Source organism: Pseudomonas sp. W5-36 (assembly GCF_046540455.1).
GTDB lineage: Bacteria > Pseudomonadota > Gammaproteobacteria > Pseudomonadales > Pseudomonadaceae > Aquipseudomonas > Aquipseudomonas graminis_B.
Map to the genome: position 1 here is coordinate 316,091 of NZ_JAXCIQ010000005.1, position 15,241 is coordinate 331,331.

At 57.4% G+C, this 15,241-nt stretch carries 9 protein-coding genes and 4 pseudogenes; 9 read left to right on the forward strand and 4 right to left on the reverse strand.

The window, feature by feature from the left end; genetic code table 11:
• Positions 1–4: 4 nt before the first annotated feature.
• The 7 genes and pseudogenes from SLW74_RS11975 to SLW74_RS12005 all read left to right on the forward strand — a co-directional run.
• Positions 5–697 carry a hypothetical protein gene (locus SLW74_RS11975; RefSeq protein ID WP_410928995.1) on the forward strand — a complete coding sequence of 231 codons (693 nt, stop codon included), beginning with the start codon at positions 5–7 and terminating at the stop codon, positions 695–697.
• A 37-nt stretch (positions 698–734) separates the two neighbouring features.
• Positions 735–1,015: pseudogene (locus SLW74_RS11980) on the forward strand (type VI secretion system tip protein VgrG); the annotation flags it as partial.
• Positions 1,006–4,170: pseudogene (locus tag SLW74_RS11985) on the forward strand (RHS repeat-associated core domain-containing protein); the annotation flags it as partial. The pseudogenes SLW74_RS11980 and SLW74_RS11985, both read left to right, overlap by 10 nt.
• Complete coding sequence (locus tag SLW74_RS11990; protein ID WP_410928996.1) at positions 4,167–4,763, forward strand: SMI1/KNR4 family protein; 597 nt, start codon at positions 4,167–4,169, stop codon at positions 4,761–4,763. The pseudogene SLW74_RS11985 and the gene SLW74_RS11990, both read left to right, overlap by 4 nt.
• A 318-nt stretch (positions 4,764–5,081) precedes the next feature.
• Positions 5,082–5,969, forward strand: a pseudogene (locus SLW74_RS11995) (type IV secretion protein Rhs); the annotation flags it as partial.
• A 349-nt stretch (positions 5,970–6,318) separates the two neighbouring features.
• Positions 6,319–6,906, forward strand: a complete 588-nt coding sequence (locus SLW74_RS12000; RefSeq protein ID WP_410928997.1) for a hypothetical protein — start codon at positions 6,319–6,321, stop codon at positions 6,904–6,906.
• A 112-nt stretch (positions 6,907–7,018) separates the two neighbouring features.
• Positions 7,019–8,496: pseudogene (locus SLW74_RS12005) on the forward strand (type IV secretion protein Rhs); the annotation flags it as partial.
• 58 nt (positions 8,497–8,554) lie between these two features.
• Here SLW74_RS12005 and SLW74_RS12010 read toward each other — a convergent pair.
• Together SLW74_RS12010 and SLW74_RS12015 are read right to left on the reverse strand one after the other, a co-directional pair.
• Positions 8,555–9,040, reverse strand: a complete 486-nt coding sequence (locus SLW74_RS12010) for a GNAT family N-acetyltransferase (RefSeq protein WP_410928998.1) — start codon at positions 9,038–9,040, stop codon at positions 8,555–8,557.
• A 17-nt stretch (positions 9,041–9,057) separates the two neighbouring features.
• The gene (locus SLW74_RS12015; RefSeq protein WP_410928999.1) at positions 9,058–9,600 is read right to left on the reverse strand and encodes a LysR family transcriptional regulator; all 543 of its coding nucleotides are present in this window, start codon (positions 9,598–9,600) and stop codon (positions 9,058–9,060) included.
• A gap of 129 nt (positions 9,601–9,729) precedes the next feature.
• Here SLW74_RS12015 and SLW74_RS12020 point away from each other — a divergent pair, with 129 nt between their 5' ends.
• Positions 9,730–10,119 carry a RidA family protein gene (locus SLW74_RS12020; RefSeq protein ID WP_410929000.1) on the forward strand — a complete coding sequence of 130 codons (390 nt, stop codon included), beginning with the start codon at positions 9,730–9,732 and terminating at the stop codon, positions 10,117–10,119.
• Between the two features lie 120 nt (positions 10,120–10,239).
• Positions 10,240–10,935 carry a tRNA (adenine(22)-N(1))-methyltransferase gene (locus tag SLW74_RS12025; protein WP_410929001.1) on the forward strand — a complete coding sequence of 232 codons (696 nt, stop codon included), beginning with the start codon at positions 10,240–10,242 and terminating at the stop codon, positions 10,933–10,935.
• A 66-nt stretch (positions 10,936–11,001) separates the two neighbouring features.
• On the opposite strand, the gene SLW74_RS12030 is transcribed toward SLW74_RS12025, so the two are convergent.
• Together SLW74_RS12030 and SLW74_RS12035 are read right to left on the reverse strand one after the other, a co-directional pair.
• Positions 11,002–12,423, reverse strand: a complete 1,422-nt coding sequence (locus tag SLW74_RS12030) for a sugar porter family MFS transporter (RefSeq protein WP_410929002.1) — start codon at positions 12,421–12,423, stop codon at positions 11,002–11,004.
• A 109-nt stretch (positions 12,424–12,532) separates the two neighbouring features.
• The gene (locus SLW74_RS12035) at positions 12,533–15,226 is read right to left on the reverse strand and encodes an ATP-binding protein (RefSeq protein WP_410929003.1); all 2,694 of its coding nucleotides are present in this window, start codon (positions 15,224–15,226) and stop codon (positions 12,533–12,535) included.
• Between the last annotated feature and the right edge of the window lie 15 nt (positions 15,227–15,241).

The window sequence follows — 15,241 nt, forward strand, 5'->3', positions numbered from 1 at the left end:
AAGGATGAATGCTATTGAGCTTCTTAAAGCGGACGTTAGGGCTGAGCTGAATGGCTACTCAGTTTACTTCTCACCAAGCGATTTGCCAGATGCGGTTGTAATTCCTTCAACCTGGTCAGGGTTTGGACTGCATCATGCCTCCTCCGTATGGGTGCCTGGCGAGTGGAAAATGTTTTCTTCACTCCTTCCGACAGTTCAGAAATGGCTCACGCAGTGCTTATTAGGAACGGCTGTCGCGGTTAGCGACAAAGTGTATTTGGTATACATCTATCGCGAAGATAATGAGCTTGGCCTTTATCTAGGAGGGAGTCCGGTAACGGCAACCGTAGGAGCCCTGGATGTGTTTGAAGGCTCGCCCATGTTCGAGAGATTTTATACGCAGCTTCACAATGGCTTTTACTTTTACATAGACTCCTCGATGGGTCCGTCGCGCATCGAAGACTTCGTAAGTATAGACGACTTGGTTGATGATGAACCTATTGCCATACCAGGCATGACGGGTTTCTTCTCGAATGGATCGGGTGATTTTATTACAGTAGTAAATCGAATCAATGGTCCGGAATTCTTTATTTGGTGGCATGAACAGCAGTCTTGTCCTGAAACAGATATTGATGTATGGGCAGTGATTGATGCGTGGATGGGAATCTTCTTGGAAAATGCCGATTCGAACGAGGATGTAATAGGAGCTGATGTGTAAATTTTGTCCTACCCCCGGGCACTTAATCAAATAGCCCCACGGCACTTACGACGGGGGCTACAGGCTGTTGCGCCTGTACATGGAAGCCCTGGAAATCCACGGCAAGAAGGTCGAAGGTGCGATCAATTACAACACCTTCTCTTGTGCGTGCGCAAAAAGATCGCGTTCCGCCCGTACCTCTCCAAGCCACGCCGACCACCGCAGGACCATAGACCGCAATCATCGGCCCGCCGGGCGAAAAAATCTTCACTGATGAACTCGCACGACTGAAAGTCCAGCTCCACTGACCGCAACGGTAAATGCAACGGCAACGCATCTACAGCGCCCTCGGCCGTTATCCGCATCTCTCCCGAACGGCCAACGGCACCCTTACCGACATCAGCGCCCCCGGCGGCGTGCGGGTCTACCTACATTACGACAACCCGCTTGGCCGCCTGACCGACGTCAAACGCATAGTGGGCAATGAAGCCGTCGAAACCCTCGTTCAGTATCGCTACAGCGACGACGGCCAGTTGAGCGAAGTGATCAACCGCAACGGCGATACGATGCGCCGCTTCAGTTATGCCGAAGGCGTGATGATCAGCCACAGCAACGCCCTGGGCTTGAGCTGCAATTACCGCTGGGAAACCATCGACGGTCAGCCGCGTGTGGTCGAGCACTGGACCAGCGATGGCGAACACTTTCATTTCCGCTACGACTTCAAGAACAGAACTTCTTGGGCGGTAGACGTCCTCGGCCGTGAGCTTGAAGTGCATTACAACGAGGATCGCCTTGTCATCGCCAGCCGCGATTATGGTGGCGAACGTTACGCCATGGACCTGGACGAAGCCGGCAACCTGATCGGCATCACGCTACCCGATCGCAACAAGCTGGCGTTCAAGTACGACGACTTCTCCCGCCTGATCGAAGAGACCGATCCGCTGGGCCGCAAGATCCGCTACAAACACCACCTCGGTACGAGGTTGGTGACCGAAGCCAGTTATCCTGACGGCAGCGTCTGGAAAGCCCGCTACGACGATAAAGGCAACCTGATCGCCGAAGTCGATGCACTCGGCCACAAAACCGAGTACCTCAACAGCGACGACGGCTTGCCGCACACCATCATCGACGCCACCCACAAATCCAAATACCTGTGGTGGAACGAGCTGGCGCAGGTGGAGCGCTTTCAGGATTGCTCTGGCAAGAACACCTTCTATACCTACGATGATCGGTCCCATCTGGTTGCCGTCACCGACGCGTTGAATCAGACGACAAGGCTTGAGCGCAAGCCTGACGGTGAAGTGGTTCGCATCGAGCACCCGGACGGCACCGCTGAGTCGTTTACCTACAACGCTCTTGGCCAGGTCCTGACGCACACCGACGGCAAGGGCCAGATTACGCGTCTGCTGCGCACGGCGCGCGGACTGCCTGCCAGCCGCCAGGACGCCAAGGGCCAGCGCATCAGTTACGAGTACGACAAGGCGATTCGGCTCACTGCGCTGGTCAACGAGAACAATGCGAGTTACGAGTTTGCCTACGATGCGTCAGATCGTCTGATCGAAGAAAAGCGCATCGACAACCTTACGCGTCGGTTCAGCTACAACCATGGCGGGCATCTGACGCGGGTTGATGAAGTCGGCTACGGGGACAGGGCAGAGCGGCCGCAACGCACTACGGAGTTTGAGCGTGATATGATTGGCCGCTTGCTGGCAAAGGTCAATCAGGATGCGCGGCAGGATTACGGTTATGACGAAGCAGACCGGTTGCTCAGCATCCACCGCCAGCCTTCAAGCATTGGCAAGAAGCTGGGTGTTGAGGAAGAGACCCTCGACTTCAGTTATGACCTGTTGGGTCGCCTGATCAAAGAGACCACACCGCAAGGTGCGCTTGCCTACGAATACGATCCGCTCAGCAACCTGACCACGCTGACCTTGCCGACGGGTCAGCACCTGAATCATCTGTATTACGGCAGTGGCCACCTGCACCAACTGAACCTGGATGGATTGTTGATCAGCGACATGGAGCGCGATGACCTGCATCGAGAGGTCTATCGGTCCCAAGGCAAGCTCACCAGTTGTTTCGGTTATGACGCGATGGGGCGTAAGAGCTGGCAGTTTGCATCGACTATTCCGGCTGAAAAGCTGTCGCAGATCCAGAACCCGGGGATCAACACCTCGTTGCTGGTGGATCATGCTTACAATCCGATCCATCGGCGGTACGAGTACGATCCAGCAGGCGAACTGACCCGCATGCTCGACAAACTGCGTGGCGAGATTAAGTACGAGTATGAGGCGAATGGTCAGCTTCACAGTCGGGACACTGGGCGACTGGTGGATAGCGAAGAGTTCAGATATGACGCTGCGGCCAACCGGCTGAACTTCAACACCAGCCAATTCGATCAGGTCAAAGACAACCGCATCAAGCAGTGGCGCGATCAGGAATATACGTACGACGCCTGGGGCAACCTGATTGAGAAGCGGTCGGGCTTATCCAAGCTGCAGACGTTCACCTACGACTGTGAAGACCGGCTCGTGCGCGCGGAGACGATGGTCAACAGCCAGATGCACAGCGTTGGCACGTACCGGTACGACAGCCTGGGTCGTCGGGTTGGCAAGACGTCCGAGATTGATGGCCAGACTGAGCACAAGCACTTTCTCTGGCAAGGCCTACGGATGCTGCGTGAGGAAACGCCTTGGCAGAGCAGCCTCTATATTTACGAGCCAGGAAGCTATGCGCCACTTGCCCGCGTTGACCAGAGCGAAGGTGAGGCAGAGCAGACGCTTTACTACTTCCACACCGACCAGATCGGGACGCCGCTTGAGATGACGGATGTCGACGGTCAGATTGTTTGGCAGGCGACGCACAAGTCATGGGGGGAAGTTGAGACACTTGCCGTCAGTGAGGTTGAGCAGAATCTGCGTTTCCAAGGCCAGTACTTTGACGACGAAACGGGGCTGCACTACAACACGTTCCGATACTACGACCCGGAGGTGGGACGGTTTATTACCCAGGATCCGATTGGGTTGTTGGGTGGGGATAATCTTTATGCTTACGCTCCGAATACTAATGGGTGGGTTGATCCTTGGGGCTGGGTATGCAATCGCCCCGGCGGATACAAGACCGGGGACGTAGACACTCATGGTAATTTGTCGCCAGGCGTCAACCGCGCAAGCGGTCACAAAAATGTATTTGATGATCAGCGAGTTCAATCTCACCACTTTATTCAGGATGCCTGGGCGAAAAAGAATATAGCTGGTTACAGTACTAATAAGGCTCCGGCGATTTTGTTGAAAAGCTCATCAGGAGAGTCACATGCTACTGTATCGGCGCTCCAAGCAGTTAGGCGTAGAGCTGGTGGGTTTGGAGGGTCAATCAAAAATGAATTTGGAGTAGCATACAGGGAGCTGTTGGACGCGGGAGTAAGTCCTGATGCCGCGAAAAAAGTTGCAAGCAGGTCGTATAAATATTTTGACTCATTAGGAGCCTTCGAGTGATTGCGTATACTGAAACGAATCCGCCTGCTTCAGACGATAATATTACCGTCGCTTGTGGTCAGTTGAATATTGATAAGAGTGGTTGGCTCGTTGAGTTTTGGAAGGTTCACGATGGCGCAATGCTTAATGACCGTGTGCTGATATATTCAACTGCGCACATAGCAGAGCGTAACGAAACTTACCAGATAAATATGAATTTTCCTGATCATGTTCTAGTAGGAGATGACTCTGGAAGAGGTTTGATCCTGATTCCAAAAGTCGGTTCGAGTGAGTTCTATTTTATAGATTCTGGCGATCCGTTTATTGACGATGCTGAAATATATCACTCTATGGAAAGCTTGGTCGAGAATATTATTGAAGGAGAGGATTCTGACTATGATCCGGATATAGGAAATATTGTGTCTATTTCCAAAGTCAAGGCTAAGTCATCTGAAGTTTTGGGGATTAAGAAAGGGCTTGGCCTAGACTTTTCAATAAAGGTATTAGCTGAAAGATTGGACATCGAAAATTCTATGCTACTTCAAGGCGTTAATGTTAATAAGTATAGAAAAGTGTTGGCCGAGTATGGTCATTTAATTAGCTTTGTAAGTTAAAACAGGTGTGGTGTTCTTTAATAGCTTCCTTTTCTATGATGCTCGCCCTATTGCTTTTTCATCGGCCTAGAACATATGGTGAGTTTAATGTTTTTGATCTGGGCGATGATGAGGGCTTGAGCGATGTTTTGATCTCGAGATTGAGAGATGAGTTGCTGCGGACCCTTGGGCAGAATAACTTTAAGAGATTTGTCGATTATTTTTATGGATAGACCAGTTCGCTGTAAGCTGTTTGTGCCCAAGAGGCATCAATTAGATTATATTTCTGCGGTCGAAGTGCTTGATTGTCGTTCAAATTGGGGTTAATGAGTTCCGTACTACAACCACCCACTTGGTCGCCTTACCGAGGTCAAACGTATCGTCGGTGATCAAGCGCTCGAAACTTTGGTCACTTATCGCTATGACGACAACGGCCAGTTGAGCCAGGTCAGTAATCGCAACGGCGACACTCTGCGTTATTTCAGCTACACCGATGGGGTTATGACGCGGCACAGCACCGCGCTCGGCCTCGCCTGCGAATACCGCTGGGAAACCATTGACGGCCAGCCACGCGTGGTCGAGCACTGGACCAGCGACGGCGAACATTTCAATTTTGACTACGACTTCAAGGCGCGCACTACCCGCGTCACAGACGTACTGGGTCGCGAGGCGCGGGTTCACTACAACGCCGATCGCCGCGTCACCGCTAGCCGCGACTTCGGTGGTGAAGAGTACGCAATTACGCTCGATGACTTCGGCAACATCGTCGGCTTGACGCTGCCCGACGGCAACCAGCTGACGCTCAAATACGACGAGTACTCGCGGCTGATTGAGGAAGTCGACCCGCTGGGTCGCAGCACGCGCTATCAGCATCATCATCTGACTTCGCTAGTCAAACAGGTCAGCTATCCCGACGGGAGTACCTGGAAAGCCCATTACGACAACAAGGGCAACCTGATAGAGGAATACGACGCGCTAGGCCGGCGCACCGAGTATTTCCACGGTGATGATGGTTTGGTGCACACCATCATCGATGCCAACCACAAATCCAAATTCCTCTGGTGGAACAACCACGCACAGGTTGAGAAGTTTCAGGATTGCTCTGGGAAGTACACCACTTACCAGTACAACGAGCGCCTGCAGCTGGTTGCGGTCACCGACGCGCTTGGCCAGACCACCGAGCTTGAGCTTAAACCCGCGGGTGAAGTGCTGCGCATCAAACATCCTAGGGAGCTGGTCAAGAGCGGAAGCGGCTCTAGGGATTGGACCGCAGCTGAAAGACAAACCATTTTGGAAACGAAGAGCAATGCTAAGCTTTCTTCTACCATGTGGGAAAAAGGTTATACAGGCCATCATATCAACAGCGTTCAGGGGAACGGTAACTTAGGTAGTGCTTGGAAGGGCGATCCAAGGAATATTGTATTTTTGCAAAATGCAAACCATCCGAGTGGTGTCGATGAGCATTTGATTTCACCTCAAGGCCATAGAGGTAACTACAATAATTCTGGTAAAGGTCGTTCGATCGATCGTCTTAAGAGCGTTGTAAAAGGATCCTGCGGTTAAAATTGGAGTTTTTATGGTAAGCATTAACGAAGGTTTAGCGGCTTTCAGCCAGGTTCACGCAAAATATGTTCTATCTGGTAGCATTGGCGCAGTTTCAACCAGTCTAACTTGGCCACGCGATGTGCCCAAGTCTTCGGAGCTTTTCGAATTTTATAGCAGGCACCCAACTGGCATAAAATTTGAAACTGGTTTTACACCAAGGCAGATAATTAATCTTGAGAAATTGGAGGAAGGTCAGACTGGTTATTTGTGGAGCGTTACCGCATCTGGAAATATAATCAACCCAAGCTGGCCGAAAGAGTACGTGGTTTTCATGGATAGTGCTGGTGGTAATCCGGTAATTGCGGTTGTAGATCAGGATGATACACCCGTTTGCGCTGCTTACGATGCCATAGAGCCGTTTAGGATTTCTGATACATTAGGAGAGTTCTTTTTGGCTTTGTCCAAATTAATTGCGATAGTTTATGGTGAGTTTAATATCTTTGATATAGGCGATGATGATGGTTTGAGCGATATTTTTATCTCCAGATTGACAGAGGAGTTGCTGCCGACTCTTGGGCAGGATAACTTCGAGAGATTTGTCGATTACTTCTATGGGTAGATCAGTTCGCTGTAAGCTGCCTCTTTCCAAGAGGCATTAATTAAATTATATTTCGGCGGTCGAATTGCTTGATTGTCGTTCAAATTGGGGTTGATGCGTTCCGTACAACAACCACCCACTCGGTCGCCTTACCGAGGTCAAACGTATCGTCGGTGACCAAGCGTTTGAAACCTTGGTCACTTACCGCTATGACGACAACGGCCAGTTTAGCCAAGTCAGTAATCGCAACGGCGACACTCTGCGTTATTTCAGCTACACCGATGGCGTTATGACGCGGCACAGCACCGCGCTCGGCCTCGCCTGCGAATACCGCTGGGAAACCATTGACGGCCAGCCGCGTATGGTCGAGCACTGGACCAGCGACGGCGAACATTTCAATTTTGACTACGACTTCAAGGCGCGCACCACCTGCGTCACAGACGTACTGGGTCGCGAGGCGCGGGTTCACTACAACGCCGATCGCCGCGTCACCGCTAGCCGCGACTTCGGCGGTGAACAGTACGCAATTAATCTGGATGACTTCGGCAACATCGTCGGCTTGACGCTGCCCGACGGCAACCAGCTGACACTCAAATATGACGAGTACTCGCGCCTGACCGAGGAAGTCGACCCGCTGGGTCGCAGCACGCGCTATCAACATCATCATCTGACCACGCTGGTCAAACAGGTCAGCTATCCCGATGGGAGTACCTGGAAAGGCCATTACGACAACAAGGGCAACCTGATTGAGGAATACGACGCGCTGGACCAGCGCACCGAGTATTTCCACAGTGATGATGGTTTGGTACACACCATCATCGATGCCAACCACAAGTCGAAATTCCTCTGGTGGAACAACCACGCACAGGTCGAGAAGTTTCAGGACTGCTCTGGAAAGTGCACCACGTACCAGTACAACGAGCGCCTGCAGCTGGTTTCGGTCACCGACGCACTTGGCCAGACCACCGAGCTGGAGCTTAAACCTACGGGTGAAGTGCTGCGCATCAAACATCCGATGGCACACAAGAAGCGTTTACCTACAACGCCTTTGGACAAGTGCTTACTCATACCGACGGCAAGGGCCAGGTCATTAGGTTGCAACGCAACGAGCGCGGCCTGCCGAGCTCGCGGCAAGACGCCAAAGGCCAGCGCGTTCGTTACGAGTACGACAAGGCGATTCGGCTCACCGCGCTGGTCAACGAAAACAATGCGACTTATGAATTTGCTTATGACGCTTCGGATCGTCTGATCGAAGAAAAACGTATCGACAACCTGACGCGTCGGTTCACCTACAACGTGGGTGGGCATCTGACGCGGTTGGATGAAATCGGCTACGGCGATAGGGCAGAGCGGCCACAGCGCAGCACCGAATTTGAGCGTGATGTAATTGGCCGCCTGCTGGCCAAGGTCAATCAGGATGCGCGGCAGGATTACATCTACGACGACGCGGACCGGTTGTTGAGAATTCACCGACTGCCTTCAAGCATTGGCAAGAAGCTGGGCGTTGAGGAAGAGACTCTCGACTTCAGTTATGACCTGTTGGGTGGCTTGATCAAAGAGACCACACCGCAAGATGCGCTTGCCTACGAGTACGATCCGCTAAGCAACCTGCTTAAAACAAAACTGACCGGCCTTCTACAACCTGGCAAGTGCCCGCGATGAACGGCACTCATGTCAGGCGCATGCCCATCTCAAACGCCCGTGTCTCGAACCGGAGCTCTTCATACAGCCGCCGCGCATGGGTATTAAAGCCCCACACCGACAGGCGAATGTCCTTCGCGCCGCGCTCCTGCGCCCACCCTTGCACTCGCTCAATAAGCCCACGCCCCAGGCCTTTGCCCCAGAAAACCTGGGCCACGCATACCGAGCCGATCCGCGCGAACGCCATCGGCTGCAGCAATGGCCCACCCGCTGAAAACATCCCCGCGCTGACAAACCCCGCCGCCCGAACCCCGACAAACGCCAGGAAAATAACCTGCTCCGGATTGTTCAGAAACCCGCTCCAGTGAGGGGCATCGCGCAGGTAATCCCGGGTTTCAGCCGCATAAATATCAGGACGTTCTGCATGGTGAATGGCGTTGAGCAACTGCCCCAGCTCGCAGATCACTGCCACGTCCTCAACCGTCGCCTCTCGGTAGCTGATCACTTCGTCCATCGCACCTTCATCCTTGTTTAATCGTGAGATCGGCTGTTGTACCCGTCGCCCATCAACTCCACAACCCAGTCGATGAACACCCGCAGCTTGATGCTGATGTGCCGGTTGGGCGGGAAGGCCACGTACATCGGCATCGACTCCAGCTGCCAGTCTTTGAACAGCGACACCAATTCACCACTGCGCACGGACGGCTGGGCCATGTACTCCGGCAGCCAGAGGGCACCCATGCCGGCAAGGCCTGCCGCGAGGTACGCATTGCCGTCGTCCACCGTGAGCAGGTAGCGGCTTTGCACCTGAACCCTTTCGCCGTCCCGTTGCAGCACCATCGGGAACAGCTGCCCGGTGCGCGCCCAGCGATAACCGACGATGCGGTGCTGCGGGTCTTCGAGGTCACGGGGGTGATCCGGGGTGCCCGCGCGCTGCAGATACGCCGGCGACGCGTAGACGCCCAGCTCATGCGTCACCGTGGTCTTGCTCATGTGCAAGGTACCGGCGGCCTTGGTGAAGCTGCCGGTTTCCACGACTCGGACGAACGCCTGCATCGCGTCAAAACGGTCCATCGCGTCACCTGATTGTTTGGGGAATGCAAACAGTCTTGATCAGTGCTGCTGGTTTATCCAGCGAATCCGTCGCCCTACAGTCTGCCCATCGAAACCACGGAGCATCCCGCTCCGCTGAAGGAGAAGCACATGACTGTTCGTGACGTTGTATTCCCGCCCGGCCGCCACGCCCTGTATGAGCGCAATCGCTACTCGCCGGCGATCAAATCCGCTGGCCTGCTGTTTGTCTCCGGGCAAGTGGGCAGCCGCGAAGATGGCTCCCCCGAGCCCGATCTGCGCGCCCAGGTCCGCCTGGCGTTCACCAATCTCAACGCCATTCTCAATGCCGCCGGCTGTACCTTCGATGACGTGATTGACGTCACCGTGTTCATGGTCGATCCGCAGTCGACGTTCGAAACGGCCTGGGAAGTGGTGCCGGAGTTCTGGGGCGAAGCACCGCACCCGACCATCACGGCCGTCGGCGTGACCTGGCTGTATGGCTTCGATTTCGAGATCAAGGTCATCGCCAAGCTGCCTTAGTACCCGACGCTCAATCCGCCGGCCATGCCTCACCGCAGTTGAAATCCTCGCCACCGCCCGACAGACTCACGCCCCGTTTCGGCAGGTCGTGCCGGGGCGTAGCGAGAAGGGGCGGCAAGGTTGAACGAACACACATTGTCCAGGCGCCTGGAGCGCGTAGCTGCGCTGGTGCCTGCCGGCGCGCGACTGGCCGACATCGGCTCCGATCACGCCTACCTGCCGGTGGCGTTGATGCGCCGTGGCCTCATTACGATGGCTGTGGCGGGGGAGGTGGCGACGACGCCGTTCAGCGCCGCACAACGTACGGTGCGCGAGAACGGTTTCGAGCAGCACATCCATGTGCGTCTGGCCGATGGCCTTGCTGCGATTGAGGTGGAAGACGGTATCGACACAATCAGCCTCTGCGGCATGGGGGGCGAGACGATTCGAGACATTTTTGAGGCCGGCAAAGCGCGGCTCAACGGAATGGAACGGCTGATTCTGCAGCCCAATGGCGGCGAGCCTGAGCTGCGCCAGTGGCTGATGGACAACGCGTATCGCATCGTCCACGAGGACGTGCTGCGGGAGAACCGCTTCGACTACGAAATCATCGTCGCCGAACCGAGCGGACCGGTGGTCTACAGCCCTGAAGCCCTATACTTCGGCCCGCTGTTGATGACGGAACGCAGTCCGTCGTTCCTCGACAAGTGGCAGCGGCGGCTGCGTAACAAGCAGCGCACCCTGGCTGGTTTGCAGCGAGCGCGGCATGAAGTCTCGGAACACATGCTGCACGACATCGCACAGCAGGTGCGCTGGATCACCGAATTGCTCGGCTGAATGCGCCAGACCTTGGGCCTTGGTCTCGACGTCCCGGACCCAAGGCCCGGGACGCGAAACCTCGCCTCAAAGCTCCTTCTTCATGTGCTTTTCGATCTGCTCCAGGGACTTGCCCTTGGTTTCCGGCAGGCACAGGAAGACGAAGATCAGCGAGCCGATGTTGATCGCCGCAAACACGAAGAAGGTCGGGTTGCCGATCGTGTCCACCGCGATCGGGAAGAGGAACGCGACCGTGGCGTTGAACAGCCACTGCATCGACACCGCCGTACCGGTCAGCAGCCCGCGCACCTGCATCGGGAACAGCTCGGACATCAGCAGCCAGTAGACCGGCGAGATGCACATCTGCATGAACAGCAGGAACACCAGAATGCACGCCAGCGCGGCATAGCTCTGGGTCAGGTTCTGCGGCATGAACATCAGCACGCAACCCAGCGCCGCCTGCATCATGATCACGATGACCAGACCGGTCATCAGCAGGTGACGACGCCCGTAACGGCCGATGGCCCAGATCCCCAGCAGCGTGGCGATGACCGACACGATGCCGTTGCCGATGGTCGCGGTCAGTGCAGCGTTGGTGCCCATGCCGGTGTGTTTGAGGATGATCGGCGTGTAATACATGAACGCGTTGACGCCGGTGAACTGCGCGGTAAAGCCCAGCCCGACACCGATCAGCAACAGCTTCAACACCCACGGCTGACGCAGCAGATCGCGAGCGGCGACGCGCTTGTGGGCTTCTTTTTCCTGGGCTTTCATTTCCTCGACTTCGCGCTGGGCGGCGTCTTTGGTGTCACGCAGTTGTTCGAGCACGTCTTGCGCTTCATCGAAGCGGCCTTTGGAGGCCAGCCAGCGCGGCGACGGCGGCACGAAGAACGTACCGATCAGCAGCAACACGCCCGGGACCATCGCGATGGCCAGCATGTAGCGCCAGATGCCGGGGGTGTGCAGCAACGCCGCGAGCACCGCGCTGAGCACGTAGGCCAGCAACTGGCCGCTGACGATCATCAGCTCGTTGCGGCTGACCAGTCGGGCGCGCCGAGAAGGTCCTGCGATCTCGGCGATGAACACCGGCACCGTCGCCGAGCCCCCGCCAACCGCGATACCCAGCAGAAAACGCGCGGCGACCATGAACGGCACCGAGGGCGCCGTGGCCGTGCCGAGTGCACCGACGATGAACAACAGCGACAGCATGCGCAGGGTCACGCGTCGGCCAAAACGGTCGGAGAGGTAGCCGCTGGCCAGTGAGCCGAAGGCGGCGCCGACGATCAGCGACGCGGTAATCAGCCCTTCGCTGACCGGGTTCAGGCCAAGACCGCCCTGATCGAGGGGCAAGGTCATGAAGGGCAGAGCGCCCGCGATGATGCCCGTGTCGTAACCGAATGCGAGTGCGCCCATGGTGGCGACAAGGACCGAGATGAAAATCAGGCGACGCGGCGACGTGCGCTGCTCGTCTGGTTGGCCTATGGCGGCGGATGGGGTGCTGGAAGACATGGAAACCTAAACCTCTCGTGGAACGGGCGTTATGCCGGTTCGCTGACGTCGTGGTTAGGGGCATGCCGGCCCTGTGAGTTCCATGGGTCGGTGTAAAAAAGCTGACTGATCAGTCATCCACCCCGCGGCCGTCGCGCTCCGCAGGGGGCGAGGGGGGTGACGCCGCGAGTATGTCGCTGACCTTCCGCGTGAAGCTGTCCATGCCGAAGGGCTTGAGCAGCACGGCCATTCCGTCTTCGAGCTGGTCACCGCCCACCGCCGAATTTTCCGCGTAGCCGGTGACAAACAGCACATTCAGCGAAGGCAGCAGCGCACGGGCGGCATCGGCGACCTGCCGGCCATTCATGCCGCCGGGCAGCCCGACATCGGTCACCAGCAGATCGATCGAGGTCATCGACCGCAGCATCTGCAGGCCCGACGGTCCGTCCATGGCTTCGGTGACGGCATAACCGCGCTCGCGCAGGGCGTCGCACATCAGCATCCGCACGTGGGGTTCGTCGTCAATCACCAGAACGGATTCGCCACTGCTGCGGGCCTGGGGTGCGCTGCGGGCTGGGGCCAAATGGCTGTCTCCCAGGTAACGCGGCAAATACAGCGAAACCGTCGTGCCTGCGCCGTGGGTGGAACGCGCCTGAATCGTCCCGCCGGACTGGTGCACGAAGCCGTGAATCATTGACAGCCCCAGGCCCGTGCCCTGGCCGATGGGTTTGGTGGTGAAGAACGGGTCAAAAATCCGATCGAGAATCTCCGGGGCGATCCCCATGCCGGTGTCGCTGACACTGATTTCCACGAAGTCGCCGTCGGGCAGCTGCGCGGCCACTCCCGCGTCGCTGTCTGAGGACACGTTGCGGGTCTGCACCGTGAGTTCGCCGCCTTCCGGCATGGCGTCGCGGGCGTTGAGGGTGAGGTTGACCAGCGCGCTTTCCAGCTGCGGCGCATCGATCTTGCTCAGCCACAAGTCACCGCTGGCGATCGTCCGCGTGCCGATGGAGGGGCCGAGGGTCGAAGAGATCAGCTGACCCATCCCCGCCACCAGGCGGTTGACGTCGGTCGGCTTGGGGTCGAGTGTCTGGCGACGGGAAAACGCCAGCAGCCGCTGGGTGAGCTGGGCGGCGCGATTGGCCGAGTCATGGGCCGCGCTGACGTAGCGGTCCAGGCCGTCCACCCGGCCGTTGGCGATGCGCCGCTCGATCATTTCCAGGCTGCCGAGGATCCCGGCGAGCAAGTTATTGAAGTCGTGGGCGATGCCGCCGGTGAGCTGGCCCACGGCTTCCATCTTCTGCGCCTGGCGCAGGGCCGAGTGGGCTTCAGACAATTCCCGGGTACGGGCCAGCACCCGCTGTTCGAGGGTTTCGTTGGCGCTGTGCACCTGCTGGAACAGCGTCGCGTTATCGATGGCGATGGCGGCCTGAGCGGCGAGCGCCGACATCAGTGCTTCGTGACGCGCGCTGAACTGCGCCGGCTCCGAGTGGCCGTAGAACAGTCCGCCGAGCACCTCCCCCGAGCGCGACACCACCGAGACTGCCAGGTAGCTGCGCACCGGCGCATGGCCGGCCGGCAAGCCGAAATGCGGCGTGATGCCGCCATAGCGTGGGTCCGGCAAAATGTCGTCGGAGCGCATCACGCCCTCGGTGAGGAACGCCGGCGCGAACACCGGGCTCGCCCGCGGGCCTGGCAACCGGGCCAATTCCGTGGGCGGCGCGCCAGACAGCGTAAAGAGATCGAAGTGATCGCCCGCAACGTTGTGAAAGTAGCCGCCGATGTGTGCGCCGGTCATCTCTCGTCCGGCATCGGTCACGGTCTGTACCAGTCGTTTGAGGTCCAGGTCGAGGGCCAGCTCGGCGTTCACCCGATTCAGTGTCTCCAGCGTGCGGGTTTCCTCGCGCAGTGCCGCTTCACTGGCCTCCAGCGCCGCCCGGGAGATATGCGCCTCGGTGACGTCGTGGCCTTCGCAGAAAATACCCGTCACCTGGCCGGCATCATCGAGCAGCGGCTCATAGATAAAATCCAGGTAGCGCACTTCGCACGGGGCGTCCGGGTGACTGAGCTGGATCGGGGTGTGTTGCTGAACCAGGCGCTCGCCGGTGCGGTAGACCCCGTCGAGCCACTCATAAAAGCCCTGGCCTGCGAGCTCCGGGAATGCCTCGTAGATGGTTTTGCCGACGTAATCGCGCTCGCCGAACAGCCGGGTGTAGGACTGGTTGACGAATTCGAAGCGGTGCTCGGGGCCATGGAGCACCGTGATGAAGCCGGGCGCCTGCTCGAACATCTTGCGTTGACGGACGAGTTGGTCCGTACGGCGACGCTCGGCGAGAATCCGGTCAGTGACCTCGTGGCCCTGATTGAGGATGCCCGCGATGCGCCCGTTTTCCCCGCGGATCGGCGTGAAACTGTAGTTCCACCACGTCTCCACCAGGCTCCCGCCACGCTCCATCATCAACCGCTGGTCGAACGCCGAAAAGCCCTCGGCATCCCGGACGGCGGCTTCGAGCTGCGGCCCGACGACGTCCCAGATAATCGGCCAGACCTCCCGCGCCGGGTGGCCCAGTACCGCCGGGTGACGATCCGCCGGGATCGGTGCCCAGGCGTCGTTGTACAGCAGGCAGAAGTCTTCGCCCCAATAGATCGCGGTCGGGAAGCTGGAGTGCAGGCAGATGCTGATGGCCGAGCGCAGAGACTGCGGCCACGCTGCCGGATCCCCCAGTGACGTCGACGCCCAGTCGAAATCCCGGATCAACTGCCCCATCTCACCCCCACCCAGCAGGAAATCCAGCGGGCCAATTTGTACGTTGTCCGACTTCATGGGCGACATCTCGAC

Excerpts from the sequence above, each read along its gene's own strand:
- SLW74_RS12000 (WP_410928997.1), top strand. The coding sequence starts at position 6,319 with ATGGTAAGCATTAACGAAGGTTTAGCGGCTTTCAGCCAGGTTCACGCA.
- SLW74_RS12015 (WP_410928999.1), bottom strand. The coding sequence starts at position 9,600 with ATGGACCGTTTTGACGCGATGCAGGCGTTCGTCCGAGTCGTGGAAACC.
- SLW74_RS12035 (WP_410929003.1), bottom strand. The coding sequence starts at position 15,226 with ATGAAGTCGGACAACGTACAAATTGGCCCGCTGGATTTCCTGCTGGGT.
- SLW74_RS12030 (WP_410929002.1), bottom strand. The coding sequence starts at position 12,423 with ATGTCTTCCAGCACCCCATCCGCCGCCATAGGCCAACCAGACGAGCAG.
- SLW74_RS12010 (WP_410928998.1), bottom strand. The coding sequence starts at position 9,040 with ATGGACGAAGTGATCAGCTACCGAGAGGCGACGGTTGAGGACGTGGCA.
- SLW74_RS12020 (WP_410929000.1), top strand. The coding sequence starts at position 9,730 with ATGACTGTTCGTGACGTTGTATTCCCGCCCGGCCGCCACGCCCTGTAT.
- SLW74_RS11975 (WP_410928995.1), top strand. The coding sequence starts at position 5 with ATGAATGCTATTGAGCTTCTTAAAGCGGACGTTAGGGCTGAGCTGAAT.